General features: G+C 71.7%; 26 protein-coding genes and 1 tRNA gene. 11 read left to right on the plus strand and 16 right to left on the minus strand.

Going from position 1 to position 26,413, the window contains the following annotated elements; translation table 11 throughout:
• Window positions 1-20 precede the first annotated feature (20 nt).
• Window positions 21-389, minus strand: coding sequence for a VOC family protein (locus AC07DI_RS31530; protein ID WP_478907760.1), 369 nt, complete (start codon window positions 387-389; stop codon window positions 21-23).
• Window positions 390-694: 305 nt separating this feature from the next.
• Here AC07DI_RS31530 and AC07DI_RS31535 point away from each other — a divergent pair, with 305 nt between their 5' ends.
• Complete coding sequence (locus AC07DI_RS31535) at window positions 695-1,111, plus strand: MarR family winged helix-turn-helix transcriptional regulator (protein ID WP_384252233.1); 417 nt, start codon at window positions 695-697, stop codon at window positions 1,109-1,111.
• Between the two features lie 14 nt (window positions 1,112-1,125).
• On the opposite strand, the gene AC07DI_RS31540 is transcribed toward AC07DI_RS31535, so the two are convergent.
• Window positions 1,126-2,034: a hypothetical protein gene (locus tag AC07DI_RS31540; RefSeq protein ID WP_478907762.1), complete on the minus strand. Its 909-nt coding sequence runs from the start codon at window positions 2,032-2,034 to the stop codon at window positions 1,126-1,128.
• 134 nt (window positions 2,035-2,168) lie between these two features.
• Between AC07DI_RS31540 and AC07DI_RS31545 the strand changes: the two genes are divergently transcribed.
• Both AC07DI_RS31545 and AC07DI_RS31550 read left to right on the plus strand, forming a co-directional pair.
• A complete protein-coding gene (locus tag AC07DI_RS31545; RefSeq protein WP_478907764.1) occupies window positions 2,169-2,597 on the plus strand; it encodes an SH3 domain-containing protein in 429 nt (142 codons plus the stop codon).
• A 109-nt stretch (window positions 2,598-2,706) separates the two neighbouring features.
• On the plus strand, window positions 2,707-3,129 hold the full coding sequence (locus tag AC07DI_RS31550) for a hypothetical protein (protein WP_478907766.1): 423 nt from the start codon (window positions 2,707-2,709) through the stop codon (window positions 3,127-3,129).
• A 45-nt stretch (window positions 3,130-3,174) separates the two neighbouring features.
• Here the strand turns inward: AC07DI_RS31550 and AC07DI_RS31555 are convergent, their stop codons facing one another.
• Window positions 3,175-4,527, minus strand: coding sequence for an SGNH/GDSL hydrolase family protein (locus tag AC07DI_RS31555; RefSeq protein WP_478907768.1), 1,353 nt, complete (start codon window positions 4,525-4,527; stop codon window positions 3,175-3,177).
• A gap of 165 nt (window positions 4,528-4,692) precedes the next feature.
• On the opposite strand from AC07DI_RS31555, the gene AC07DI_RS31560 reads away from it, so the two are divergent.
• On the plus strand, window positions 4,693-5,601 hold the full coding sequence (locus AC07DI_RS31560) for a LysR family transcriptional regulator (RefSeq protein WP_478907770.1): 909 nt from the start codon (window positions 4,693-4,695) through the stop codon (window positions 5,599-5,601).
• A gap of 47 nt (window positions 5,602-5,648) precedes the next feature.
• On the opposite strand, the gene AC07DI_RS31565 is transcribed toward AC07DI_RS31560, so the two are convergent.
• From AC07DI_RS31565 to AC07DI_RS31580, 4 genes are all read right to left on the minus strand, one after another.
• Window positions 5,649-6,116: a DUF7144 family membrane protein gene (locus AC07DI_RS31565; protein WP_384252222.1), complete on the minus strand. Its 468-nt coding sequence runs from the start codon at window positions 6,114-6,116 to the stop codon at window positions 5,649-5,651.
• Between the two features lie 149 nt (window positions 6,117-6,265).
• Window positions 6,266-7,225, minus strand: coding sequence for an SGNH hydrolase domain-containing protein (locus AC07DI_RS31570; protein ID WP_478907772.1), 960 nt, complete (start codon window positions 7,223-7,225; stop codon window positions 6,266-6,268).
• Between the two features lie 104 nt (window positions 7,226-7,329).
• The gene (locus AC07DI_RS31575) at window positions 7,330-8,526 is read right to left on the minus strand and encodes an abortive phage infection protein (protein ID WP_478907774.1); all 1,197 of its coding nucleotides are present in this window, start codon (window positions 8,524-8,526) and stop codon (window positions 7,330-7,332) included.
• 212 nt (window positions 8,527-8,738) lie between these two features.
• Complete coding sequence (locus AC07DI_RS31580; protein WP_478907776.1) at window positions 8,739-9,458, minus strand: helix-turn-helix domain-containing protein; 720 nt, start codon at window positions 9,456-9,458, stop codon at window positions 8,739-8,741.
• Between the two features lie 256 nt (window positions 9,459-9,714).
• On the opposite strand from AC07DI_RS31580, the gene AC07DI_RS31585 reads away from it, so the two are divergent.
• From AC07DI_RS31585 to AC07DI_RS31595, 3 genes are all read left to right on the plus strand, one after another.
• Window positions 9,715-10,383 (plus strand): DUF4097 family beta strand repeat-containing protein, encoded by a 669-nt coding sequence (locus tag AC07DI_RS31585; protein WP_478907778.1) that lies wholly within the window; start codon window positions 9,715-9,717, stop codon window positions 10,381-10,383.
• 132 nt (window positions 10,384-10,515) lie between these two features.
• Complete coding sequence (locus AC07DI_RS31590) at window positions 10,516-11,484, plus strand: ATP-binding cassette domain-containing protein (protein ID WP_478907780.1); 969 nt, start codon at window positions 10,516-10,518, stop codon at window positions 11,482-11,484.
• Window positions 11,481-12,272: an ABC transporter permease gene (locus AC07DI_RS31595; protein WP_478907782.1), complete on the plus strand. Its 792-nt coding sequence runs from the start codon at window positions 11,481-11,483 to the stop codon at window positions 12,270-12,272. The genes AC07DI_RS31590 and AC07DI_RS31595 overlap by 4 nt, the downstream gene beginning before the upstream one ends.
• A 115-nt stretch (window positions 12,273-12,387) precedes the next feature.
• On the opposite strand, the gene AC07DI_RS31600 is transcribed toward AC07DI_RS31595, so the two are convergent.
• Together AC07DI_RS31600 and AC07DI_RS31605 are read right to left on the minus strand one after the other, a co-directional pair.
• Complete coding sequence (locus AC07DI_RS31600; protein WP_384252207.1) at window positions 12,388-12,753, minus strand: PH domain-containing protein; 366 nt, start codon at window positions 12,751-12,753, stop codon at window positions 12,388-12,390.
• 1 nt (window position 12,754) lies between these two features.
• The gene (locus AC07DI_RS31605) at window positions 12,755-16,330 is read right to left on the minus strand and encodes an AfsR/SARP family transcriptional regulator (RefSeq protein ID WP_478907785.1); all 3,576 of its coding nucleotides are present in this window, start codon (window positions 16,328-16,330) and stop codon (window positions 12,755-12,757) included.
• A gap of 235 nt (window positions 16,331-16,565) precedes the next feature.
• On the opposite strand from AC07DI_RS31605, the gene AC07DI_RS31610 reads away from it, so the two are divergent.
• The gene (locus AC07DI_RS31610) at window positions 16,566-17,849 is read left to right on the plus strand and encodes an MFS transporter (RefSeq protein ID WP_384252202.1); all 1,284 of its coding nucleotides are present in this window, start codon (window positions 16,566-16,568) and stop codon (window positions 17,847-17,849) included.
• A gap of 40 nt (window positions 17,850-17,889) precedes the next feature.
• A complete protein-coding gene (locus tag AC07DI_RS31615; RefSeq protein ID WP_478907787.1) occupies window positions 17,890-18,084 on the plus strand; it encodes a hypothetical protein in 195 nt (64 codons plus the stop codon).
• Window positions 18,085-18,369: 285 nt separating this feature from the next.
• Here AC07DI_RS31615 and AC07DI_RS31620 read toward each other — a convergent pair whose 3' ends face one another.
• The 4 genes from AC07DI_RS31620 to AC07DI_RS31635 form a co-directional block, all read right to left on the minus strand.
• A complete protein-coding gene (locus AC07DI_RS31620) occupies window positions 18,370-19,050 on the minus strand; it encodes a DUF4232 domain-containing protein (protein ID WP_478907789.1) in 681 nt (226 codons plus the stop codon).
• 304 nt (window positions 19,051-19,354) lie between these two features.
• Window positions 19,355-20,221, minus strand: coding sequence for an aminoglycoside adenylyltransferase domain-containing protein (locus AC07DI_RS31625; protein ID WP_478907791.1), 867 nt, complete (start codon window positions 20,219-20,221; stop codon window positions 19,355-19,357).
• Window positions 20,222-20,433: 212 nt separating this feature from the next.
• Window positions 20,434-21,822 carry an alkaline phosphatase gene (gene phoA, locus AC07DI_RS31630; protein ID WP_478907793.1) on the minus strand — a complete coding sequence of 463 codons (1,389 nt, stop codon included), beginning with the start codon at window positions 21,820-21,822 and terminating at the stop codon, window positions 20,434-20,436.
• Between the two features lie 429 nt (window positions 21,823-22,251).
• A complete protein-coding gene (locus AC07DI_RS31635; protein ID WP_478907795.1) occupies window positions 22,252-23,352 on the minus strand; it encodes a helix-turn-helix domain-containing protein in 1,101 nt (366 codons plus the stop codon).
• Window positions 23,353-23,607: 255 nt separating this feature from the next.
• Here AC07DI_RS31635 and AC07DI_RS31640 point away from each other — a divergent pair, with 255 nt between their 5' ends.
• Entirely contained in the window at window positions 23,608-24,303 is a 696-nt protein-coding gene (locus AC07DI_RS31640) for a hypothetical protein (RefSeq protein WP_478907797.1), read from the plus strand.
• A gap of 43 nt (window positions 24,304-24,346) precedes the next feature.
• Here AC07DI_RS31640 and AC07DI_RS31645 read toward each other — a convergent pair whose 3' ends face one another.
• The 3 genes from AC07DI_RS31645 to AC07DI_RS31655 all read right to left on the minus strand — a co-directional run bounded on the left by AC07DI_RS31645 (window position 24,347) and on the right by AC07DI_RS31655 (window position 25,291).
• Window positions 24,347-24,736: a hypothetical protein gene (locus AC07DI_RS31645; protein WP_478907798.1), complete on the minus strand. Its 390-nt coding sequence runs from the start codon at window positions 24,734-24,736 to the stop codon at window positions 24,347-24,349.
• Window positions 24,733-25,080 carry a transcriptional regulator gene (locus AC07DI_RS31650; RefSeq protein WP_478907800.1) on the minus strand — a complete coding sequence of 116 codons (348 nt, stop codon included), beginning with the start codon at window positions 25,078-25,080 and terminating at the stop codon, window positions 24,733-24,735. Before AC07DI_RS31650 ends, AC07DI_RS31645 begins: the two co-directional genes overlap by 4 nt.
• Before the next feature lie 137 nt (window positions 25,081-25,217).
• Window positions 25,218-25,291, minus strand: a tRNA-Gly gene (locus AC07DI_RS31655).
• Between the two features lie 538 nt (window positions 25,292-25,829).
• On the opposite strand from AC07DI_RS31655, the gene dcd reads away from it, so the two are divergent.
• Window positions 25,830-26,405, plus strand: coding sequence for a dCTP deaminase (gene dcd, locus AC07DI_RS31660; protein WP_125514051.1), 576 nt, complete (start codon window positions 25,830-25,832; stop codon window positions 26,403-26,405).
• The last annotated feature ends 8 nt before the right edge of the window (window positions 26,406-26,413 follow it).

The following is a 26,413-nucleotide window of genomic DNA, read 5'->3' on the forward strand; positions in this document are numbered from 1 at the left end:
ACTCCGTGCGACCGCGCGGGTCAGGCTCCGTGCGCCGTCAGGACGTAGCCCTCGGGGCCGACGAAGGAGAACATCGGGCCGAACGGGCTGTCGGCCACGGGGGTGAGGACCTCGACGCCGCCCTCGGTGAGCTGCCGGTGCAGGGTGTGGGCGTCGGAGGTGGCGAACCACATGGCCACGTCCAGGCCGGGCCAGCCGGCGTCGAGGTCGGTGCCGGGCAGCGGCTCGCGGACCGCGATGGGGCAGGGCTTGGTGTCGAACACGACCGCGCCGGGCGGGCTCGCGGGGATGCGGACAAGACCGAGGTGCTTCTCGCAGAACGTGGCCGCGGCTTCCACGTCACGGACCTGAAGGGCCAGGAAGTCGGGGCCGCTGATGCTGACGGACATGGGAGTTCTCCTCGTTCCGGTGATGCCAGGCGCAATGTCAGGACTTTGACATACTGGCTGTGGTGGACGCTAGAACACGTCCACCGGGATGTCAAAGCACGAACATGCATGGCGTGCGACGCCTCCGGGTCGAGCGCTGAACATGTGCGACCTGCACGAACATGTACGGACGAGCACGAGCACGAGCACGAACGCGAACACGAAGGGCAAGCCCGCCAGTGGAACCCCCACACCAGCCACCTCACGAGCCCCCACACCAGCCACCCCACGAAGCACCGCACGAACCGCCCCACCCCGCCAAGGACGTGCTCGACCACGTCGGGTACCGCCTCAAGAAGGCCCACGCCGCCCTGCGCGGCGCCATGGACGCGGCGCTGCGCGAGCACGGTCTGACCGTGCCGCAGTACTCCTGCCTCGAAGTGCTCGCCGTGCGCCCCGGCCTGTCCAACGCCGACCTCGCCCGCGCCACCTTCGTCACCCGCCAGTCGATGAACGTGGTCCTGCGCGGCCTGCAACGCGACGGCCTCATCGACCGCCCCGACACCGTGGAGACCGGCCGCGCCCGCCCCACCACCCTCACGCCCGAGGGCCGGCGCCGCCTCAGGGCGGCCCAGGCAGCCGTCTACGCCATCGAGGCCCGCATGATCGAGGCCATCCCCGACGACCGCCTGCGAGCACTCCTGAAGGACTTCGACAACATCGCCCGAGCGCTGGGCACGTGACGGCTCCCGACGCCCTAGCGTTCCGAATGGAAGAAGCGGAAGAAGCGGAAGAAGCGGAAGAAGCGGAAGGAGCGGAAGGAGGAGAGCCGCACGCCGACGGCGATCGCGAGGGTCGCCGCGATGATGATCCAGGACGTCCACCGCAGCGTTTCCGTCAGCGCGTCGTAGACCGCGCCCGCCGCGTCGCGTGAGATGTCGGACGGGAGGTCGTCGAGGGTGAGGGCGCGGCCGGTCGCGACGGCGATCAGGAGGGCCGCGGCGCCGAGGGCCATGCCGAGTGCCGTGGCCACGACGGCCCTGCGGCGCCGGGCGGCGAGCAGGACGCCGGTGACGGCCAGGACGGCCGCCGCCACCGCGGGCCAGACGCCGGCCACCTGCAACGCGTGGAAGCTCCGCCACAGCCACCCCAGATCCTTGGACTGAAGGACCGTCACCTCGGTGTGGTTCACCGGGATCTTCGATGCGAACGGCACGCCGTCGTCCTGGAGTTGCTGCTTGATCTGCTGGGTGATGGGGGCGAGGTCGATGGTGACCTCGCCGCTCGTGTCGTTGTTCAGCTCCGACTGCACCGCGTCGTGCGCCGCGCGGTTCGCCGCGTTCCAGGCCGTCCTGAACGCCGCCGTCTCGCTGAACGACCGCACCGCGTCCCGTACGAACGACTCGACCGTGCCCTGTAGCGGGCCCACGTCGATCTCCTTCATCACCGAGCCGGTCACCGCGTCCGCGACCGCCGACCGCACCGCCGGGTCCGAGGCGAGCGGCGCCATCGTGGCGACGTAGCTGTCCCGGTCGCCGATCTCGAACTTCGCCCAGGCGGAGAGCGCGCCGAGCGGTGTCAGGAGGCAGGCGAGGACGAGGAGGGCGGCGGACAGGGCGGCTCGGGCGCGGGAGCCAGGGGGGACGAGGCGGACGCTTTTCGGCACGGTTCCAAGGCAAGGCCCAGGTCAGGCGGGGTGCGAGCGGGATGACTGCATATGGATCAACGGGCCGGGGACGGCTCCGGTGGAGGGCTCGGCCGAACGGGTGTTTCCTGGATGAGGGGGCGAGGAGGTCGATCATGCGAATCGCTCTGAGCCTGGGGGCGGCGACCGCCGTGGCGCTGCTGACGGCGGGGAACGCCGCCACGGCCACCGCTGGGACCGCGGCCATCCCCGCGCACCACCACGGCGACGTCATCTGGGGCACCGTCGTCTCCGGCCCCGACCTGAAGGTCAGGGACGAGCCGAGCACCCACGGCGAGATCCTCGCGAAGCTGCCGTACGGAAGCGAGGACCGCGTCCGGTGCGCCGTCTCCGGTACCACGGTCCACGGCGACCCGCACTGGTACTGGCTGGAGGGCGTCCGCGGCTGGGTGAGCGCGGCGTACGTCGACACCGGCGGCCGGCACGTGCCGGGCTGCGCGTCGTCCAAGGACCCGTGCCCGCAGTGGCGCGACCGGGACTGCCACCAGGACCCCTGCGACCACCGGAACCAGGACCACCGCTGAGCCACAGCCTCTGAGGCCACGGGTCCGCCGGGGTCACGGGCGCCGACCCGCCGCCCATGCCCCTGTATGCCCCCTCAGGCCGCCGCGTCCCCTACGGAAGGACCCCGTCATGGCACACGCCGCACCCGCCTACCCCGCACCCGCGCCCGGCTCCGGCGCCCACCCCACCCACTCCGCCCACCGCTCCGGCACGAGCGCCCTCTGGGCGGGTCTTCCCCTGCTCCTGGGCGTCGTCTACGGCATCTGGGCTTCCGGCATACGCCGCGACGGCGGCCCGATCACCACCGGCAACGTCGTCCTCGGCGTCGTCACCGGCGTCATCTTCGCCGTCGTCTTCTTCGCCCTGCACCGGACGGCGCCCGCGCTCCCCCGCGAACTGCGCGCACTGTCCTGGATGGCGTTCACGGGGATCGCCATCGGGTTCCTGCACAGCCTGACCGGCTCCAGCGTGCTGTGGTCGGTTGTCCTGGGCCTGGTGGTGGGCGCGGGGGTGTTCGTGATGGTCTTCTACCGGTACTACACGACGGAGTGATCCGGTGCGCGAGTGAGCGGGTGTGCCGCCGCCGCGGCGCCCCGCTCACAGGGCGTCCAGTTCGACCGCGCGGGCCATCGCCCGGTAGCCCGCGTCGTTCGGGTGCAGGTGGTCGCCGCTGTCGTACGCGGGCGCGATCCGCTCCGGGTCCTCCGGGTCGGCGAGTGCCTTGTCGAAGTCCACGTACGCGTCGTACTCGCCGGAGGTCTGCACCCACCGGTTGAACGCGTCGCTGACGGCGGCCGCGTGCTTGCCGTAGTGGTCGGAGCCGCCGAGCGGGATCAGCGTGGCGCCGACGACGCGGACGCCCTTGGCGCGGGCCTGCGATATCAACTTCCGGTGCCCGTCGATGAGTTCGGCGGCGGAGACGACCGGGGCCGGCTTGTACGTGGGGCTGTCGGTCTCGCTGAAGCCGATGTCGTTGACGCCTTCGAGGACGACGACCGTGCCGACGCCGGGCAGGTCGAGGGCGTCCCGCGCGAACCGGTTGGCGCTGCGCTCGCCGTACCAGGCCGAGTCGTTGAGGACGAGGTTGCCGCCGATGCCCGCGTTGAGGACAGGACGCCGGTCGCCCGCCTTGGCGAGGCGTTCGGCGAGGGCGTCGGACCAGCGGCGGTTGCGGTCGGTGGAGGAGGCGAAGCCGTCGGTGATGGAGTCGCCGAAGAGGGCGATGCCCGCGCGCCCCCGCGGTTTCCGGTCCTGCCCCTGCCGTTGCCCGTCGTGCCGGGCGGGCTGTCCGCCGCTGACGTCCACGCCCGCGAGGTAGTACCAGGACTCGGTCGACTCGTCGAAGGCCCGGCCATCCACGTCGGCGGTGTGGTTCCCGTCCGCGCGGTAGCTGGTCGCGAAGGACTGGGCGTGGAAGGTGGCGGGCCCCGTGGTGCCCGCGAGGTGGAGGGTGACGGTCACGGATTCGAAGGCATCGAGGTCCACCCCGACCGCGTCGCTGGAGAGTTGCCCGTACGCGGGGATCGTGACGGACGACGACTTCCCGCCGAAGGTGAGCCGCCGGACCGAGCCCCGCTCCACTGACGCCCCCTTCGCCGTACGGGCGATCGTCGCGCCCGCGATCCGCAGCGGCGAGGCGCCGTACGCGTTCGACAGCCGGATCCGCGCTCTCGCGCCGCCCTCGGAGACACGGACGACCTGGCGCAGGGTATGGCCGGTGAAGCCCGCCTCCGACCAGTTGGGCCTGAAGCCGGTGCTGGGGCGCTGCGGGGAGGCGGCCCAGGCAGCGGTCCAGGCGGCGGCGGAGGCGGCCGCCTTTCCGTCCCGCTGGCGGCCGGGGGCGGCCTGGGCACCGGCGCCGGTCAGCCCGGTGGTCAGGGCGAGCGCGGTGGCGGCGGCGACGGTGGCGGTCGCGGTGGCGACGAGGGAGGTGCGGGCACGCGAAATCATCACAGGCTCCTGCGGGTTGGGGTGGTGGCGGGGAGGGGACGCCCGGTCCGGCGGGCCGCCGGGCCGACTCCTCCAAGATCCGCCGGTCCCGACCGGCCATCAAGGGCGATCCGTGAAACGATCGGCGCGCTCACGCTTATCGATGCAGGTCACAGGGGGTATGTGGTGGAACGGCAGGAGCTGGAGACCTTCCTGACCCTGGCGGAGGAGCTGCATTTCGGCCGCACCGCCGAGCGTCTCGTCCTCTCCCAGGCGCGGGTCAGCCAGACGGTGAAGAGGCTGGAGCGCAGGATCGGTGCGCCACTCTTCGAGCGCACCAGCCGGGTGGTGCGGATGTCCCCGCTCGGCCGTCGGCTGTACGAGGATCTGGCGCCGCTCCACGCGGGCATGGAGGCGGCCGTCGCGCGCGCCAAGGACGCGGCGCGCGGCGTCGAGGGAGAGCTGAACGTCGGCTTCCTCGGCTCGGGCGCGGGCACGCTGACGGGCCCCGTCCTGGCGTCGTTCAGGGAGCGCTGCCCCGGGGTCGAGGTGCGGATGCGGGAGACCCGGTACCAGGATCCGCTGGGCCCGCTGCGCGACGCCGAGATCGACCTGCTCTTCACCTGCCTGCCGGTCCGGGAGCCGGACCTGACCGTCGGCCCGGTCGTCATCACCGAGCGCCGCATGCTCGCGGTGCCGCTCGGCCACCGGCTCGCCGGGCGGGCCTCCGTCTCTCTGGAGGAGCTGGCGGGCGAGACGTTCTTCGGCGTCGTCAACGGCGCGCCCGCGTACTGGTGGGACTTCCACGTGCCGCCGCGCACGCCCTCGGGGCGCGAGATACGGCGGGGCCCGGCCGTCGCGTCCTTCCAGGAGCTGATGACGCTGGTCGGCACGGGGCAGGGCATCTCGCCGGTCGTCGCGTCCGTGAGCAAGTACTACGTGCGGCCCGACGTCGTCTTCGTCCCTCTGCGTGACGTCCCGGACGCAGAAGTGGCGCTGATCCACCGCACGGCGGGCCTCGACGCGCGCTCTCAGGCGTTCGTCCGGGCCGTCGCCGACACGGTGGCGTCGCACGGCGGCCCGGCGGCGTACTGACCCTTGGGCCCTGCGGTCCTACGCTCATACGGGCCTGCGGGCACGACCTAGGGGCCGGCCAGGTCGGAGCGGTCGTTGCACAGCGCCCAGATGACGAAAACGCCGAGCGCGATCGAGATGAGGGCCCAGACGGGCGTGTACGGCAGCCACAGGAACTGCGCAACGATCGCCAGTGCCGCGAGGGCGACGCCGCTCCCCTTCGCCCAGCTCGCACCCTTGAGGATGCCCCAGCCGACGACGGCCACGAGGATGCCGAGGACCAGGTGGATCCAGCCCCACGTGGTGAGGTTGAACTTGTAGACGTAGTCCCCGATCCGCTCGTAGACGTCGTCCTTGGCGATGCCCGCGATGCCCTCGAAGATGCCGAGGATGCCGTTCACCAGCATCAGGACACCGGCGAACATGGTCCCGCCGGCCGCCCACGGGCTCTGCGCCCTCGTCCCGTGGTGGTCCGGCTTCCCGTGCCCGGGTGTGCCGTGGTCCGGCGTGCCGGGCGTGGTCGCGCTGCTGCTCATGGCCACCCCTCTTCTCTGGAGACTGGTTGCCGGCCTGTCCGGAGGCTGGTTCACAGCGTCCGGCGGCGCGTACGGGGTGGCGAGCGGGGTGGGGCCGAACGGGTGAAGCGGTTCCGGCCGCGTGGGCCCGCACGTCTCCCCACAGGCTCTCAGCCGAGCGGAGTCGCGTGATCCGCGCTGATCCTCCCGGCGATCGCCGAGACCATCCTCCGGATACCCGGCGAACGCACCGGGCAGGGGCGGGACTTGGCCGTGGTGGGCGCCAGGCAGAAGTGCAGGTAGTCCTCCCTGCCCCGGTGCAGGGCAGCGCGGCCCGCGCGGCAGTACGCCGCCGAGTGGGCCTTCTCGTACGCCGTGCAGGGCAACGTGTCGACCCACGTATAGCGGCCGGACGCGGGAGCGACCGAACGGCCCGCGTCGGCGACGATGTCGTCCGAGGCCTTGGCCTGCGCCTCGTAGATGTCGTTGACGCCCCGGACGCGGTCGGGCGTGATGGGGTCGGGGCCTTGCAGGACCCACACGACGCGCGCCCCGCCCGCCCCGTGGATCTGCGCGGTGAGGCGCCGCGCGTCGGCCGCGTACCGGTCGTAGTACTTCTCGCGCTGCTTGTCGTACGTGATGCCGTCCATGCACGGCGTGTAGCCCCACGCGTTGCCCCAGAACTGCAGCACGACGTAGTCCGGCCGCTGGGCCCTCACGAGGGCGGCGGCCTTGTCCTTGTCCGGGACGAGGGAGTCCTCACCGGTGCCTTCGAGGTAGTCGCAGAGGGTGGTGCCGGAGTAGGGGGCGCTGCGGTAGCGGGCGCCGAGGGCGTCGCGGAGGTGTGCGCCGAGGACCGTCTGGTTCTCCATGGCGAGGGAGTCGCCGAGGTAGAGCACCTTGGGTGCCTCGGCCGGATCGTTCCCGGCGACGCGCCGCCGGGTCGTGGCGGAGGGCGGGGCGGAGGAGGGTGACGCGCCGGGGTCGGGCGGCGCCGCGCTGTGGGGGGCGTCCGGGAGGTCGGCGGGCGCCGCGTCCCCGGAGCCAGGGTCCCCGCACGCGCCGAGCAGCAGCACCCCGGCCAGTAACCCGGCGCTCCACACATTCCGCTCCCGCGTCCGCTTCCGCATGCGGCAACTCCCGCCCCAGACAGCCGAAATGGCCACCAGGCAAGCACACCCGCGCGGACGGCGGAAGGCATCGGGGCGCCAAGTCGGGCGGGCGCCGGGCGGGTTCAGCGGCGGGCCGACGCCCGTCGGAAGTGGCGGGCCAGCGCGTGGAAGGACTCCTTCGGCTCCCAGTGCCAGCCCGAGTCCGGGTCGTCGGGCCGGTCCTTGAGCGTCTTGGTGATGCTGTAGCTCGCCATGTCGAGGTCGTGGCGCGGATCGCCGGGGCGGTGCGGGGCGTCCGGGGTGACGAAGTCGTAGACCAGCGCGGCGTGCAGGTTCATGGACTCGAAGACGTCGAAGACGTCGAGCAGGTACGCGGCCTGCGTACGCTCGCTGCGCCGGAGGCCGCCGACGATCTCCGGGGGCTCCTTGGTGTAGTCGACGGCGTCGTGCCAGCCCATGCCGCCGTCCTGGGGTGCCCCGGCGTACGTGCAGGAGCCGCACTCGGTGATCGCCACGGGCTTCCCCCACCGCCGGTAGGGCGTGAGCTCCTTGACGTACGCGGACCGAGTTCGGTGGTACGCGTAGTAGTTGACGCTGACGACGTCGAAGAGGGACCAGTCGACGTCGTCGTCCTGCGCGGCGCCGTAGGTGAGGGGGCCGTGGAAGACGGAACGTCCGGTCCTCGCGGCGCGTTCGATGAAGGCGTGCAGCCGCCGGACCATCTTCTCGGGGTCGAAGTTGCCCTTGAGGAGGTTCTCGACGCGCTCCAAGGTGTTGGCGCCGGGCACGATCCCAGGGACGAACAGCACGAACTCGGCGCCGACGCTGAGGTGGACGTCCGCGCCGTGGCGGCGCATCCGCTCGGCGTGCCGTCCGGTCTCCGCGAGGTGGTCGAGGATCTCGTGGTGCGGTACGTCGGCGAGGCGGGGCTGCAGCCAGACGCGCAGGCCGCGCCCGGCGGCGTCGTCCGCGCTCGCGGCGAGCCGTTCGACGCCGGTGCCGAATACGGAGACGGTGTCCGCGTGCAGCTCGTGCCGGATCGCCCGCATGTCGCGGCGCATCCGGGCGGCGTTCCAGCCGGTCGCGGGGGACTCGCCGTCGATGACCTCGTAGCCGACACCTCGGTAGGTGAGTCCCTTCGCCGGGGCCGGGGCCGGGGCCGGGGCCGGGGCCGGGTTGGTGGCGGGGGCCGGGGCGGTGGCCGGTGCGGCCCCTGCCCGCCCCGCTCCGATCAGCCCGGCGCCCACCGCCACCGCTCCCATGGCGCTCGCGCCCGCGCCCGCCAGAAACCGTTGCCTGCTGATGCCCTCGTGCCGCATGGCGCCTCCCGTACCCAGTGACCAGACGACGGCCCAGGCGCCGCCGCACGCCGTCAAGGATCGTGAGGGGCCGGGGGTACGGTCATCGGTCTTTGGTCCACGGGGGGCCGACGTCGGCCCGAACTTCCGTACCGGCGGCGCTACTTAAGTAGGCGAGCCGGCCGGTTGAGCGGGCGAGCGGGCCGGTCGAGTGGGCGAGCAGGCCGGGCCGCTCAAGCGGTCGGCTTCGTATACAGGACCTCGCGGGCCTGCTCCGCGGCGCGCAGCATGCTCTCGCCGACGAAATCGACGAAGCGGGCGATGTTTTCGAGGCGGACGGCGGCCGGGCTCTCGGGGCCGAGGAGGGTGACGCCCTGCCGCGCGGTGCGGGCGAGTTCGGCGTGGGACCGGGCGGCGGCGGTCATCGACTGGTACCAGACGTCGTTGTCGACGAGATAGCGCTCCCGGCGGCGTTCGTCGCGCTCCCGCCGGATCAGGCCCTGGCCCGCCAGGAAGGTGACCGCCTTGGAGACGGACGCCGGGCTGACCTCGAGGTGCTGGACGAGTTCGGACGCGCTGAGGCTGCCCGCGTCGGTGGTGTACAGGCAGGTCAGGACCCGAGCCATCATCTTGGGCAGCCCGGCCTGCATGAGGAGCGTCGTGAACGTCTCCTCGTACTCGCGGACGGCCTCGGGGTCCCGCCCGCCGGTCTGCGGGGCCGCCGTCCGCCGCCCCCTCGGCGCGGCCGACCTGCGCTGGTGGGCGCGGCGTTCGGTGGCGCGGTGGGCCAGGTCGGCGCGGTAGCCGGTGGGGCCGCCGTTGCGCATCACCTCGCGTGTGACCGTCGAGGTGGGGCGGTCGAGCCGTCTGGCGATCTCCGCGTAGGCGAGGCCGTCGGCCAGCCCCTGCGCGATCTGCTGGCGTTCCTGCTGGGTGAGCCTGCCTCCGGGCACCGCGGTCTCCCTACGTTGCACTGCCTGATGTGGCGTCGCGTGCGGTCGTCGTTGACCCCAGCATAGCGTTCATTTCTCATCCATTGCAACGAAGCTCAGGGATGTTGTTGCATTAGATTTCCAGCCGTTGCAACGAAATATGCTTGGTGACCTGCGGGAATCGTGCCGCAATGCAACAAGCATATTGCTGAGCACGCGAACGCAACGTAGCGTTCACGTCATCAGAAACAAGCACGACAAGCCGAAGGAAGACATCATGCAGAAGTTCGCCACCCCCGCCCCGGTCGCCGCCACCATCGACATCCCCGCGGGCCGCATCCGCTTCATCGCCGCCGACCGGGCCGACACCACGGTCGAGGTCCTGCCCGCGGACGCCTCGAAGAGCCGCGACGTGAAGGCGGCCGAGCAGACCGCGGTCGAGTACGGCGACGGCGTCCTGCGGATCAAGGCCGAGGCGAAGAACCAGCTGCTCGGCGCCTCCGGTGCCGTCGAGGTGACCGTCCAGCTGCCCACCGGCTCCCGTGTCGAGGCGAAGGCGGCCGGGGCCGAACTCCGGGGCGTCGGACGGCTCGGCGACGTCGTCTTCGAGGCGGCGCAGGGCCCGGTCAAGCTCGACGAGACCGCGAGCGCGCGGATCGCCCTCCTCGACGGCGACATCTCGGTCGGCCGCCTGGGCGGCCCGGCGGAGATCAGCGTCAAGAAGGGCGCCATCCGCATCGACGAGGCCGCGCGGGGCGCGGTCGAGCTGCGTACCGACGCCGGCGACATCTCGGTGGGCGCGGCCCGTGGAGTCTCCGCCTCGCTGGACGCGGGCACCAGCTACGGCCGGATCAGCAACACCCTCAAGAACAGCGAAGGCGCCGGGGCGGCCCTCGCCATCCACGCGACCACCTCGTACGGCAACATCGTGGCCCGCAGCCTCTAGGCCCTGTGACGGGTCCTGTGACGGGCCCTGCATCGGGCCCCCCGTCGGGCCCTGTACCGGGCCCCGTGTCGGAACGGCCCCCGGTCAACTCCGTCAACTCCCCCACCCCGCAGCTCTGAAGGAGCACCTCTCATGACCAACCTGGCCATCGCGGCGAACGGGCTGCGCAAGTCGTACGGCGACAAGGTCGTGCTCGACGGCGTCGACCTGGCCGTCCCGGAAGGCACGGTCTTCTCCCTGCTCGGCCCGAACGGCGCGGGCAAGACCACCGCCGTGAAGATCCTCTCCACCCTGATCTCCGCCGACCCGGGCACCGGCGGCATCCACATCGGCGGCCACGACCTCGCCGCCGACCCGCAGGCGGTACGCGCGGCGATCGGCGTCACCGGCCAGTTCTCCGCCGTCGACGGCCTCATCACCGGTGAGGAGAACATGCTCCTGATGGCGGACCTGCACCACCTGCCCAAGAGCGAGGGGCGACGGGTCGCCGCCGAACTCCTGGAGCGCTTCGACCTGGTGGAGGCGGCGAAGAAGCCGGCCTCGACCTACTCCGGCGGCATGAAGCGCCGCCTGGACATCGCCATGACCCTGGTCGGCGACCCGCGGATCATCTTCCTCGACGAGCCGACCACCGGCCTCGACCCACGGTCCCGGCACAACATGTGGCAGATCATCCGGGAGCTGGTCACGGGCGGTGTGACCGTCTTCCTCACCACCCAGTACCTGGACGAGGCCGACGAACTCGCCGACCGGATCGCCGTCCTCAACGACGGCAGGATCGTGGCGCAGGGCACCGCGGAGGAACTGAAGCGGCTGATCCCCGGCGGGCACGTCCGGCTCCGCTTCACCGACCCGGCCGCCTACCGGGCGGCTGCCTCCGCGGTGCGCGAGGTCACCGGGGACGACGAGGCGCTGACCCTCCAGATCCCCAGCGACGGAAGCCAGCGCGCGCTGCGCTCCCTCCTCGACCGGCTGGACACGGCCGGCGTCGAGGCGGACGAACTGACCGTGCACACCCCCGACCTGGACGACGTGTTCTTCGCCCTCACAGGCCCGGCCACCGCGGGCATCCCCGACCAGCCCAAGGAGAACGTCCGATGAGTACCCTCTCCCTCGCCCTGCGCGACTCGGCCACGATGCTGCGCCGCAACCTCCTGCACGCCCGCCGCTACCCGTCGCTCACCCTGAACCTGCTGCTCACCCCGATCATGCTGTTGCTGCTCTTCGTCTACATCTTCGGCGACGCGATGAGCACGGGTGTCGCCGGCGGCGGGGCGGACCGCTCCGACTACATCGCGTACGTCGTCCCCGGCCTGCTCCTCATGACCATCGGCAGCACCGTGATCGGCACCGCGGTGTCCGTCTCCAACGACATGAACGAGGGCATCATCGCCCGCTTCCGCACGATGGCCATCCACCGCCCGTCGGTGCTTGTCGGGCACGTCATCGGCAGCGTGCTGCAGTCGGTCCTGAGCGTGGTCCTGGTGGGCGCGGTCGGTGTGGCCATCGGCTTCCGGTCCACAGACGCCACGGTCCTTGAGTGGCTTGCGGCGTTCGGCCTCATCGCGCTCTTCGCCCTGGCGCTCACCTGGATCGCGGTCGGCATGGGCCTGATCAGCCCCAGCGTCGAAGCGGCCAGCAACAACGCGATGCCGCTGATCCTGCTCCCGCTCCTGTCCAGCGCGTTCACCCCGGTCGACTCGATGCCGGGCTGGTTCCAGCCGATCGCCGAGTACCAGCCGTTCACCCCGGCCATCGAGACCCTGCGGGGCCTGCTGCTCGGCACGGAGATCGGCAACAGCGGGTGGCTCGCCGTCGGCTGGTGCGTGGGCCTGGCGGTGCTCGGCTACTTCTGGTCGACGTCGAAGTTCAACAAGGACCCGAAGTAGCGGGTGCGGGTGCAGGCGCAGGTGCGGGGCACGGGGCACGAGGTACGAAGCAAGGGGCCGCCGGCCGGGAGAGGGTTCTCCCGGTGAGCGGCCCCTCTTCGGCGTCAGCCGCTGCTCAGCGGGCGACGAACTGCGTCAGGATCGCCTGCACCTCGTAGATGTCGACGCCCTTGGTGAACGTCTTCTGCATCGGCGTCGGGTTGCTGGAGATCCAGATCTTCAGCTCCGCGTCGAGGTCGAAGTGCCCGGCCGTCTCCACCGCGAAGTGCGTGATGCTGCGGTACGGGACCGAGTGGTACTCGACCTTCTTGCCGGTGATGCCCTGCTTGTCGATCATGATCAGCCGACGGTCGGTGAACAGCATGGTGTCGCGTATCAGCGTGTACGCGGCGTGCACCTGCTCGCCGTGCCCGAGGAGGCGCGCGTACTCGTTCTGCGCCTTGGCCGGGTCGACGGTGTGAGCGTTGCCGAACAGTGCCATGTCAGGTCCCCCCTGTGGATGCGTTCCCGTGCTCCGCGGACGTAATGAGTGGTGAAGCGCGGAATCTTGCCACTGTATCCGGGGGGCGAAGGTGGGCCAGCTCGTCCGGTGTCGGGTCCGTGCCGCCCCGCGTGAACGCCTCGGCGAAGGCAGGCTCTCCCAGCGCCGCCTTGGCCACGGCGGTGATCCGGTCGACGTCACCGCGTTCGGCGGGCGGCAGCGGGGCCCCCGCGCCGCGCCGGGCCGCGTCGGCCGCGCCGAGCAGCAGGGCGGCGTGTTCCGCCTTGCCGGAGACGGCCGCCGCGCCCGCGAGACCTTCCAAGGAGAGGGCGAGGGCGCGCGGTTCGGCGAGTGCGCGGGCGGCCTTGAGGCCCAGGAGATGGTGGGCCTCGGCGCCGGGCCCGTCACCGCGGAGCTCGGCGATGAAGCCCAGTTCGGCGTGGTGGAGGTGGTCGCCCGCCGGTGAGGACACGTCGGCGTGGCGGTCGCGGATGCGGAGCAGATACGTTTCGGCCGCGGCCAGGTCGCCGGAGCGGCGGGCTCCGAGGGCGAGGCCCATCTCCGCGTGGATCTCGACGTAGCGGTAGCCCTGTTCGGCCGCCAAGGTCCTTGCCTGCTCGTGGAGTTCGCGTGCCCGCTCCCACTCCCGGGTGAGGAGGGCGAGGCGGCCGAGCCCGGAGAGCCGTGCCGCGACCTCCGCCCGAAGCCCGAGCTCACGGGCGATGACCAGGCCTTCCGCCTGGCGGCGCGCGGCCTCGTCGTAGTCCCCCTTGATCTCGGCGAGCACGGCGAGCGGCGCGACGGTCTGCAACTCGCCCCAGCGGTCGCCCAGTTCCGCGAAGAGCGCGGCGGCGCGCGGCCCGTCGTCGCCGATCGCGCCGAGGTCCCCGCGGATCAGGGCGAGCATCGCGCGCAGGGCGAGCGCGGCGGCGGTGCTCCACCGGTCCCCGGTCTCGGCGGCACGGTGGAGGGCTCGCGCGTTGACCTCCTCACTGGCGCGGGGGTCGCCTGCGCAGAAGAGCCCGTAGGCGGTGAGCCAGAGGGTGCGGGGGTGGTGGGTGGTGGCTTCACCGGCGGGTATGGGGGTGGGCCGCTCACCGGTCAGGAGGGCGAAGGCGTCGCGGAGGGCGAGGAGTTCGGAGGGGTCGGGGGTGGTGTTGGGCGTGGCGCTGGGGGTGGTGTCGGACGGGGTGGCGGCAGATGTGGCGTCAGGCGTGGTGCCGGACGGGGTGACGCCCTCGGCGCTGAGCGTGGCGCCGGGAGTCACGTCGGACACGGCGCCGGGCGCCACGTCGTCGGACCCGGCGCCGGGCCCCACCGCACCCCCGGACGCCGCGCCGAACACCACTCCCGCTGTCGTCGTCAGCGCGCGGCGTGCCTCCGTCAGGCGGCCCCGGAGCAGCCACCACCAGGCCAGTGCCGTGGCCAGGCGGACCGCCTCCGGCCGGAACGGGCCGCGTACCGCTTCGTCCAGCGCCCCGCGAAGGTTCGCCGCCTCGGCGTCCAGGCGGGCGAGCCAGCGGGACTGGCCGCTGTCGCGCAGCCGGGGCTCGGCCCGTTCGGCGAGGTCCAGGTAGTGGCACAGATGCCGTTCGCGGACGTCGGCCGGATCCTCCGTCTCGTGCAGCCGCTCCATGGCGTACGCGGCGACGGACTCCAGGAGGCGGTAGCGCGGCGCCGTCCCGGCGGGACCAGGTGCCATGACGACCAGCGAACGGTCGACGAGGCGCGTGACCAAATCCAGCACCTCGTCCCGGGTCACCCCTTCCCCCGCGCACACCGCTTCCGCCGCCTCCAGCGTGCAGCCGTCGCGGTGCACGGCGAGGCGACGCAGCACGATGCGCTCGGGCACGCTGAGCAGCTCCCAGCTCCAGTCGATCATCGCCCGCAACGTCTGCTGCCGTGCCGGTGCGCCACGCTGCCCCGAAGTGAGCAACCGGAAGCGGTCGCCGAGCCGGTCGGCCAACTCTTCTACGCCCAGGGCGCGTACCCGCGTCGCGGCGAGTTCCAGGGCGAGCGGAATGCCGTCGAGGCGGCGGCAGATCTCCGCGACGGCCGCCGCGTCCGCGGGGTCGTCGACCGTGAAGCCGGGGGCCGCCGCGGCGGCGCGCGCGGTGAAGAGGCCGACCGCGTCGGCCGCCGGGAGCGGCTCCACCAGGAACACCGCCTCGCCGGTGAGCCCGAGCGGCTCCTGACTGGTGGCCAGGACGCGGAGGCCGGGCGCGGCACGCAGGAGTACGTCCGTGAGTTCGGCTGCCTCTTCGACGACCTGCTCGCAGTTGTCGAGGACGAGGAGCGTGCGGCGGTCGCGGAGCGTCGCGGCGAGGCGTTCGGTGGGGGCGGTGGCCGGGGTGACGTGGTCCAAGAGCGTCCCGGAGGGTGTCTCGTCGCGCAGACCGAGGGCCGTGGCGACGGCCTGGGCGAGGTCGTCGACGCCGCTTCCGCCGCGCTGACCGGAGAGTTCGACGAGCCAGACCCCGTCGGGCGTCCCGCCCCTCTCCGTCACCCCGGGCACCGCTGTGGTGGCCGACGTCGTATCCGCCTGCCGTACCGCCGCCTCCACCGCAAGGCGCGTCTTGCCGACACCGCCGGGTCCGGTGAGCGTGACGAGGCGCGCGGAGGCGAGGAGCCCGCCGATCTCCGCCACGGCGTGCGCACGCCCGACGAGCGGGGTGAGCTGGGCGGGCAGGTTGGTACGGGGGGTGAGGGGAGGAGAGGGAGCAGGGGGAGGAGAGGGAGGAGAGGGCGAAGCAGGGGGTGCCGAGGTGGCTGGTCCCGAGCCCCCGGGGCCTGAGACTCCGATCCCCACGCCCCGAGCCCCTGAGCCCCCGACATGCGTCAACGCCGGGTCCTGTCGCAGGATCGCCCCGTGCAACGCGGCCAGCTCAGGCCCGGGGCCCACCCCCAACTCCTCCGCCAGCCGCTCGCGCAGCGCCCCGTACGAGGCGAGCGCCTCGCTCTGACGGCCCGCGAGGTACAGCGCGCGCACCTGCACGGCCCGCAGCCGTTCCCGCAACGGGTGCTGGGCGACAAGATCCGCGAGCTCCCCGATGAGCAACGTGTGGTCGCCTGCGGCGATGCGCGCCTCGGCCTGCTCTTCCAGTACGGCGAGCCGCTGCTCGGCCAGCCGGTCGGCCGCCGCGCGTACGAACTCCTCGTCGCGGAGGTCGGCGTAGGCGGGCCCGCGCCACAACTCCAGGGCGCGGGTGAGGATGTCGGCCCGCGCGCGAGGGTCGGCCCCGGCTCGCGCGCTGTCGACGAGGGAGCGGAAACGGTCGGCGTCGATCTCGTCACCGGCGGCCGTGTCGACGCGCAGCCGGTAGCCGGGAGCCTGGTGCACCACGCGGTCGCGGCCGAGCGCGCGGCGCAGCTGGGAGACCTTGGCCTGGAGGGCGTTGGCGGGGTTGCCGGGCGGGGCATCGCCCCACAGGTCGTCGATGAGCCGGTCGGCGGAGACCGGCCGCCCCTCGTGCACGAGAAGGTCGGCGAGGAGCGCCCTGACCTTCGCCTCGGGAACCCTGACCGGCTCCCCCTCGCCGTCCCACACCGTCAGTGGACCCAGCACCCCGAACCGCATGCGGATCACCGTACACACCGCCGCGCGCACGGGGTCCGACGGCCGTCAGCGGACCGTCAGCGATCCCGAAGCGCCCGCGAGCAGAGTCGTCCCCGTCAGCAGCGGAGGCCCGGCACACCCACCTGTACCCGTACCCCTCCCGTATCCCTCCCGTACCCGTACCCGTACCCCTCCCGTACCCGTACCCGCCCCCACCCCCGTACTGAAACCCCCGTACTGAAAAGGACCCCACCCCATGCGCACCCCAGGAGCCCCCGCGAAGAGCCCGGCGAAAGCCACCCTCACCCCCACCCGACCGCCGAATCACCCCACCCCCACTCTCATCCCCACCCCGCCCCAAAGGCTCCCCCTCCCGGCCCTCCTCGCCCTGGCCACTGCCGTCTTCATCACCAGCCTCACCGAGACGTTGCCCGCGGGCCTGCTGCCCGCGATGAGCGCCGACCTCGGGGTCAGCGAGTCGGCGACCGGGCAGACCGTCACCGTCTACGCGATCGGCACCGCACTCACCGCGATACCGCTGACCGCGGCCACCGCGGGCTGGCGGCGCAAGCGGCTGCTGCTCGTGGCGATGGCGGGATTCGCCGCCGCCAACACCGTCACCGCGGTCTCCGGGAACTACACCCTCACGATGGGCGCCCGCTTCGTCGCCGGTGTCGCCGCGGGCCTCGCCTGGGCGCTGCTCGCCGGGTACGCACGCCGCCTGGCGCCCGTCCACCTCCAGGGCAAGGCGATCGCCGTCGCGATGGCCGGCATCCCGGTCGCGCTGTCGCTCGGGGTACCGGCAGGCACGTTCCTCGGCAAGGTGCTCAGCTGGCAGGTGGCGTTCCTGGTCATGACCGGCCTCACCGTCGGCCTGCTCGGCTGGATCGCCGCCCTCGTCCCCGACCTCCCCGGGCAGGAACCGGGTGGCGCGAAGACCCCGATGCTGCGGACCCTGCGCGTACCCGGCGTGGCACCGGTCCTGCTCGTCACCCTGCTCCTCGTCCTCGCGCACACGGTCCTGTACACGTACATCGCCACGTTCCTCGACGCGCTCGGCATGGGCGGTTCGACCGACCTCGTGCTCCTCCTCTTCGGCGCCGCGTCCCTGGTCAGCATCTGGATCACCGGCGCACTGATCCACCGAGGGCTGCGCGCGCTGACGCTCGCGAGCGTGCTCCTGATCGGGGTGGCCGCCGCCGTCCTCGCTGCCTTCTCCGACACCCCGGCCCTCGTGTACGTCGCCGTGGCGCTGTGGGGCCTGGGCTGGGGCGGCGCCCCCACACTTCTGCAGACGGCCGCGGGCGCCGCGGGTGACGCGAATGGTGATGCAGGGGGCGGCACGGCGGATGCCGCTCAGGCCATGCTTGTCACCCTGTGGAACGTCGCCATGGCGGGCGGCGGCGTCTTCGGCGGCGTCCTGCTCGGCCTCGTCGGCACCTCGTCCTTCCCGTGGACGATCCTGCTGCTCCTGGCCCCCGTCCTGCTGACCGTGGTCGCGGCCCGCAGGCACGGCTTCCCGGCACGGAACCCGGCCTGAGGAAATCGCCTCTCCCTGTGCGGAGGAAGGGGGAGAGGCGATGGTGATCGTGCTGCTCGGCATCGCGGTGCCGGTCGCGGCGGTGGGCCTGGCCGCGGTGGTCTGGGCGGCGCGGGGCGGCCCGCGCTGGGTCCACGGGGTCGCGAAGGTGACGATGGTCTGCGCGGAAGCGGTCGCGTCCGCGGCCAAGTCGGACCGACGACGCGGCAACGGTTCGGGCAGCGGCTCGGACTGAGAACCTGTGGCGTGTCTGGTCTCCTGCTGCGCTCGTCCGGTCAGCCGGCTACCCAGTCCGGTGCCCATACGTCGTGCGGGGTTCGCGGGGCCGTGGCGCGCAGATGATCGCGTAGCGCGGTCAGCACGGGGTGCTGGTCTCCGCTGCGGAACAGCAGCACGTCCGAACCAGGCCGCTAGAGGTGCTGCTCGGCCGGGCCGGCGGCCCGGCCGAGCTCAGTCGATCGTCCTGATGACCCGGGCGGGCACTCCCGCGACCACCGTGCCGGCCGGAAAGGGCTGTGGCCTAGAAGTCGTCGGCGCCGTTGCGCAGCTGGTACGTCCAGTAGCCGGTCAGCGCCTTCGCCGGGTCGACGGCGATGCCGCCGCTGCCCGGCGCCCGGACCGCGGCCATACCGCCGCCGCCCTGCAACGTCACCGAGAACGCCGAGACGGGCTCGTTGGTCTCGTCCACCCCGCCGTCCGACACCTTGACCAGCGCGTACGCGGGTGCACCGGCCTTCAGAACCACGGGCGCGGCGGGCTTGCTCTTGGCGACGGCCGGCACGTTCTGCTTGTGGCTCTCCAGGAACTGGATCTCCGGGAAGCCGGTCATCGTGCAGCTGCGTCCCGAGGTGTTCTTGGCGGTCAGGACGATGTGGGTGTACGGCGGCCCGTCCTGGCGCGCGGCGCTGATGGCCACGTCCTTGGTGGTGCAGGCGGGCGCGATCGCGACCGTCTTCTTGTCCCGGGAGGCGGAGGCCTTCGTGGCGTCGGAGCCGCCCTGCGCGGACTGACCCGAGCTGATGGTCTCGCCGGAGGTATTGGGCTCGGCCGAGCCGTCGGACTGGGCCGAGCCGATGGACTTGGAGGTGGCGGCGGGCTTCGCGTCGGAGTCGCTCCCGCCACAGGCGGTGAGAGACAGGGCGAAGACGGCGGCGCCGGTGACGGCGAGGACGGTGGAGCGGCGGCTGCGGAACGTACCCATGGAACTTCCCCCGGAGGTGATGACGCGAAGCGAGAGTCGGTGATGACGTGAGCGAGTCAGCGATGAAGCGAATGGCCGGTGATGGCGCGAGCGGCCGGTGATGACGTGAGTGATCGCGAGAAACGTGGCGCGGCGGTTGCCCGGTCTGTGACAACCAGCGCCGCGCCTTGTGACATCCAGCGCCTGACCTGCTGACATCCACTACTCTGCCCGCGCCCGCTCACGTCCCGCTGCTGTGCCGCTGACGTCCCACTGCCGCCACCCCGGGCCCCGCCGTACGTTGGCCCCAACCCACCCCGGACTGTCACTCCGCAGCGTCTGCGCCGCCGACGGGTGGACCGGCCCCGTCATGGTGACGCCGGGCCCGGTCCGCCAGTACGTGGGCGAGCGCGGTCACCCGCGAGGCGAGGCCGGTCCAGTCGTCGGCGACCGTCCCGAGATAGCCGGCCCGGGCATGCTCCAGGAGCCGGCGGTCGGCCGGTGCGAGCGTGCGCGCGACCGCCTCTGCGGCGGCGTCCTTGGAGACGATCCGGCCGGTGTCGAGCGTGACGAGGACGCGCGCCAAGGTGAGGAGGGCGTTGCGTTCATCGCCTTCGATCTCTTCCAGGACGGCCGGGACGACGGCGAGCACGGCGTCCCTGAGCAGCCCGCTCGGAACGGCGGCGACGACGTCACCGAAGGCGGGGCCACGGAGCACCCGGTGCCCCGAGCGAACGGTGGCCAGGAGGACGACGACATCGGGGTCGTCCACAGGCTGCGGAAGGCGCCCTTCGGCGAGCTCCGCGCGCAGCCACTCGCCGTACTGAAAGTCGCGACGAGGCGCGCCCCCACCCAAGAGGTCGATCCGGGCCCGCATCCCGTCCCGGGTCTCGTCCCGCACCCCGCCCCGAATCTCGTCGACGACGATGCTCGTCAGCTCGATGGGCCGACGGTGCGCCGCGTCGGGAAAGCGTTCGGCGTGACCGCGCCACCCGGAGATACCGGACAACAACGAGACCAGTGCGGCGCGTTCGGACATGCTCAGGGAGCGGCGGGTGAGCATGAGCAGGTCGATGTCGCTGTCCGGCCGAAGCCCCGAGGTACTGGCGGAGCCGTAGAGGTAGACCCCGAGAAGATCCCCGGGCCTCTCCCGGTCCAGGTGTTCGAGAAGCGGAGAGATCAGTGTGTCCATCGCCGGTCAGGCTAGTGCCGCGTTCTGAGCCGCGGTGGTGGTTCAGCTGGATGCTCCGTCCCCCCGACGGACTCCGTCCCCCCGACGGACTCCGTCCCCCCGAAGGACCCCGCCACCGGGACGGGCCCCGCCCCCGGGACGGACCCTGCCACCCGGACGGCCCCCGTCGCCCGGCCGAACTCCGCCACCCCACCGGCCCCCGCCGCGCACACTCAGCGCAGCCGCAGCGCCTCCCGCACCGTCGTGAACAGGTCGGTCTGGTTGGTGACGCCGAGTACGCGGTAGGCCTGCGGGCCCTGCGCCGCGATCCGCACCTGCGTACCGGTGTGCTCCTGCGAGGCGCCCGGCGTGTTGGTCGAGTAGTTGACCTTCAGCTGCTGGCCCTCGTCCGTGACCAGCGTGGAGGACAGGCCCGGCGGCTGCGCGTCCAGCGGCACGATCTGGCTGGTGTGCGCGTGGTCGGCGGTGGTGACGACCAGCGTGTCGGGGTGCTTGGCGGCGTAGTCACGGGCGACCTTCACGGCACGGTCGAACGCCGCGGTCTCACCGATCTGACCGCACGGGTCGGCGGCGTGGTCCTGCTTGTCGATCGAGGCGCCCTCGACCTGGAGGAAGAAGCCCTGCTTGCTCTTGCCGCCCTTCGCGCTCCGCTGCTTGGCCTCGAGCAGCTTGATGGCCTTGGCGGCCTGGTCGTCGAGGGCGGGCGTGCCGGCCGGGCGGCCCGGGTTGGAGGTGGTGCAGCGCTGCGGGTCGGTGCCGCCCTTGGCGGCGGCCTTGCCGGTCCACTCGACGGGTACGTTGCCGGGTGCGAAGAGCCCGAGGACCGGCTTGCCGCCCTTGACGGACTTGACCGCCTTCAACTCCCGCTCATTGCTGACGACTTGGTATCCGAGCCGCTTCGCCTGCTCCGTCACCGTGAGGCCCTTGTACTTGCCGTCGGTGACCTTCTGGTCGAAGCGCTGCTTTCCGCCGCCGAGAAGGACGTCGACCTTGTGGTTGACGCTCTGCTCGGCGATGGACCCCGGGCCGCCCTTGGCGATGGTGTCGGCCGGGCACTTGGCCATGTCCGCCGGACCCTGGCAGCTGCGGTCGGTGGCGTGCGAGGCGAGGACGGCGGGGGTGGCGTCGGTGAGCTCGGCGGTGGTCACCGATCCGGTCGCGTACCCCTTCTTCTGGGCGAGCTCCAGGATGGTCGGCACGGCCTTGTCGCTGCCCGGCGTCTTCGATATCCGCCCGTTGACGGTCTTCACACCGGTCGCCCAGCCGGAGCCGCTGGCCGCGGAGTCGGTGACGTAGTCGGGGGAGCCGTCCTTGTGTACGGAGTACGTCGTGTAGGCGCCGGTCAGCGGAAACTTGTCCATGTTGAGCCGGCCGGCCGCGCCCACCGTGTAGTCCCGGGCGAGAGTGATCTCGGAGTCGCCCATGCCGTCGCCGATGAGCAGGATGACGTTCTTGGCCTTGCCGCCCTGGATGGCCCGCCGGGCCTGGTCCTTGGTGTCGGAGGCCCCGGCCGATGCGGTGCCGGCCACGGCCGCGGCGGTGGCGGCGACCACAGCGGCGGTGGCTGTCAGCCGACGACGGGACAGACGCGATCTGGCCATGCGGAACTCCTCAAAACGTCCTTGTACGGTGCAGCCACCTCACCAGCGCCACATGAACCGGACGGGACCTGCCGATGCCTTCTTGATGACACGGGGACGGCACGGGGACGACGTGCGGTGATGGCGCCGCCTGGGTGCGCTGGTAAGGGCAGAGGGCAGAGGGCGGAGGGCGGAGGGCGGAGGGCAGTCCTCCGCACGGCATGACCACCGGAAACAGGCACATGGCCACAGGCCGCATGGCCGCAGGCCACCGACCGAGCGGCCAACAGGCCACCACGCCACCGGGCGGCGCGCCGAACCGACCACGGCCCGGCACACCGCCCATCTGGCGTGCGCGCCCCGACGCCCTCCCCCGTTGACCATGGGCGCAGTGGCGAACACTGGCGGCGGCCCCCGAACGCGCCGCCGCATACGAGTATGGCGACCGCCTCACCCGGCGTCGTTGACCCTCAGCGCACTCCCGTTGACCGCCAGCGCACCGCTGCGGCCCGCCATCGCGTGGGCACGCCCTTCACGAGCGCTCACTTCGCGAGCGTGCACCTCTCGCGCGTGCACGCCCCGCGCACGCACCTCGCTGGGTGTGAGTCCGTACGTGGCGCGGAAGGCGCGGGTGAAGACGGCGGGCTGGCTGAAACCCCAGCGGGCGGCGATCGCGCCGATGGGGACGGTGGCGAGTTCCGGATTGGCCAGCGCCCGGCGGCAGCGTTCCAGGCGCAAGTGCCGGACCCAGGAGGAGACGGTGAGGCCCTGTTCCTGGAAGAGGCGGTGCAGATAGCGGGTGGAGATGTGGTGCGCGGCGGCGATGCTGTCCGGACTCAGCGCCGGGTCGCGCAGATGCCGGCGGACATGGCTCTGCACCTGGAGCAGCAACGTGCGTCTGCGACTATCCACCGGCAACTCGCGCTCCCGGTCGAGGTGTTCGGCGGCCAGATGTCCGACGAGGTCGACGAGCGTGTGGGAGAGCCGGTCCGCGGTGGCACTGGTGTCCCCGAACTGCCCGACGTCGTTCGTGACCTGACGCATGAAGTGGGCGAGCAGCGCCCCGAACCCCTCGGTGCCGGACATCGGCCGGGCGACGAGCGCGGTGAGGCGGTCGGGCGGGAAGGGCAGCAGGTGCAGGGGCAGTGTGGCCACGATGCTCCGGGTCGGGGCGCCGCTGCCGTCCACTCGCCGCATCCACCCTTCGAAGGGCGACGAGGAGTCGTACAGGAGAAGACTTCCCGCACCGAACCGTACGTTGCGGCCGGCCTGCTCGAAGCCGCTGAGCCCCTGCAGAGTGAGGGATACCTGGAGGCTGCCGGGGTCGCCGCGGCGGATGTGCCGGGCGGTACGGCGTACTTCGGCCGATGGGTACGCCATGGCGGTCAGCGTCGCCGCGCCCAGGTCCAGATGGTCGACCGCGACGGGGAAGTCGTCGGTGTGGTCGCTGTGCAACGTGGTCGCGATCGGCGAGGCGGACTTCAGCCCGTACCACCAGTCGAACCGCTCTTCCGGGGGCACGGCCTCACTGGACAGGCTGGCTCGAATCATGCAGACCCCTGTTCCTCGTACGCAGGACGCGACGCTAGCCGAGTCCGCCCCGGTTGCCGGAGGAGCCCGATGACTATCGGAAACGTCCCGGACCCGGCGAACACAAGGGGTCACGGGCCGAGGGGAGCGGAGCCCGTCGTTCCAGGCACGTCGTGCACGCCGATGGTGACGCGCCACCACCCACTCGGTGAGAACGGCACGCACAGTATTGGCTCGAACTGAACGCTTGTTCCCTCGCCGCCTAAGATCATCGGCATGGCGAAGCGCAAAGTCCGGCGGCGGGCCCGGAAGATCCTGGGCGAGGACCCGACAGCCATGGTCTGGTGCGAGCTCGCCAAGCCGATTCCCGCCCCACCCAAGGAAGTGCACCGCGCCGCGGGCAAGGGCCGCCTGAAGTCCCGGCACCACTGGCTGCTGTATGTCGGCGCCGTGGTGTTCTGCTTCGTCGTCGTGCCGTTCATCCTGATCGACATGCTCGGCAAGAAGTTCGACCGGACGCTGCAGAACGGGGAGCGGGGCCGCCGCACGCGCCGCCCGCGGCCCCGCGGCGGAATCGGCCCCGCCACCCCCGACCGCACGGCCGGGAGCGCCCCGGAGGACAACACCACCCCGACGAACGGCCTCTTCGACGGCGACTGGAACCTCACCGCGGGCCGCCTGCTGCTGCGCTGGTACAGCGACTCACCCAGCCCACGACGCCTGATCCTGCTGACACCGGACCGCATCTGCGTGGCAGCGTCCCCGGGCCGCCGTCTCTCCCCCACCAGCGCGGACGACTTCCGCACGGTGGCGGAGTTCCCCCTGCCCGAGGCCCGCATAGAAGCCGAACCGAACCAGCCCCGAGGCTTCGCCACGTTCGACCTCCGCTTCCACGACGGCTCCTGGCTACAACTCGGCCGCCTGGCCGAACCGGACGACGCGGACCACTTCCTCGGCACGGTCAGCGGCTGAGCATCGCGAGCTCATCGCTGATAACGACTGTGAGGGCTGGTCCTCAATTCTCGTGCGGAGCCTCCAGCTCCTGGAGCCGTTCCCCGATGTCGTCGGCCCACATTTGTGCCCACCGACGCAGCTCGTCGACAGCCGGCTCGTCGAGCCCGTAAGCGGAGAACTCCGTGTCGTCGATCCACTCGGCCCCGGTCAACCGGGCCTGCAGTTCGCACAGGTCGAAGGAGTCGCGGGCGTGGCGACGTCCGAGCTCCTCCAGCTCCGGATGGCTCCAGCGGTCCGCCGCGGCCCGTACGTCGATCAGGTCCCTGGCCAGCCCACGGTCGACCAGTCCGTGCGCCTGAACTGCGTAACCACCGGTGAGCGCCAGAGGGTAGACACCGCCCACGGCGAGGGCGTCCGCAAGCAGACGACGGTGCAGCTCTGTGAGGTTCATGCAGCGGCCTGCGCTACGCGAGCGAGCTCGTCGAAGGAGCTCTCCCACACCTCGCGGATATCGCGGCTGATGAGCATGCGGAGTGTGGGCCACAAGCTGATGAGGAGGTCGTGATGGAGGTACCGGACCAGGTCGTCGTGCAGGCCCTCGGCCAGGACGATGCGGTAATAGCTCATCCGTAGCCGGGTCTGATCGAGATCGAACGTGGTCAGCCCCGACCAGGCCAGATGCAACGGCAGAGCCACAGTGCCGTGTCGAGGACCGACGAGCTCGCCGAGCGTGGCTGGCACGCGTCGGGCGAACTTGGCGCGACGGAGAGCAGAGGGACCGGGCTGCGTTGCCATACACCGATCATCCAGGATGAGCCTTCGGCGGGCGCTGTGATCCGTGGGCTGAGTGACTGACGGACTGGATCCGACACGCGGCGAGCGATCAGCGGGGACAGCAAAAAGGCCCAGGTCGCTGACCTGGGCCTCAACTATGGAGCGGGTGACGAGAATCGAACTCGCACTCTCAGCTTGGGAAGCTGATGTTCTACCACTAAACTACACCCGCGAAAGACGCCGCCAGAAGCGGTGTCGTACCGTCGCACACTGTACCTCATCTCGGGCCCCGGGCGCTCTCGCCGCGGGGTCCGAGCGCTGTCCGGGAGGGGGACGTGCCGTGCGGCGGGAGGGAGTTGGGGCGTACCGTGGGACGTGGTCGTGCCGCCTGGAGTGGCGTCCCTTTCATACCGTAATGTGGGCTTTCGTCGTCGGCTCGGAGGCGAGCGAGAGACGAGTGAGTACGGGTACGTACGAGCTCACCCACGACTGGGGAAGGGACTCGAGGACTTGATGGAGCGCACCGTCGTCCGATGTGCCGAAGGGCACGTCTTCAGCACCGCTTCGTTCCCGATGCAGCAGGCGGACCGACTCGGTCCCGGCCGGCTCATCCGCTGCCCGCGCTGTGCCCGGCTCCGGCACGCCGTGCCGGTGACCTTGCAGCGGCAGTAGCGGCAGCAGCGGCAGTAGCGGGAGAAGGAAAAGGCGGGAGTGGGCGCGCGGGTCCGTCCGATTGGGGCGGGCCCGCGCGCTCTGCGTATCCTCGGTGCGTGCTTCTCTCAGACAAGGACATCCGGGCCGAGATCGACTCCGGACGGGTGCGGATCGACCCGTACGACGAATCCATGGTGCAGCCCTCGAGCATCGATGTGCGGCTGGACCGCTACTTCCGGGTGTTCGAGAATCACCGCTACCCCCACATCGACCCCTCCGTCGAGCAGGCCGATCTGACGCGGCTCGTGGAGCCCGAGGGCGACGAGCCGTTCATCCTGCACCCCGGTGAGTTCGTGCTCGCGTCGACGTACGAGGTCGTCAGCCTGCCGGACGACCTGGCCAGCCGGCTCGAGGGCAAGTCCAGCCTCGGGCGGCTCGGGCTGGTCACGCACTCCACCGCCGGGTTCATCGACCCCGGCTTCTCGGGTCACGTCACCCTTGAGCTGTCGAACCTCGCCACGCTGCCGATCAAGCTCTGGCCGGGCATGAAGATCGGGCAGCTGTGTCTGTTCCGGCTCACCTCGCCTGCCGAGGAGCCCTATGGATCCGAGCGGTACGGGTCCCGTTACCAGGGGCAGCGCGGGCCCACCGCCTCCCGTTCCTTCCTCAATTTCCATCGGACCCAGGTGTGACATCCAGC

The organism is Streptomyces sp. NPDC044106, assembly GCF_056433985.1.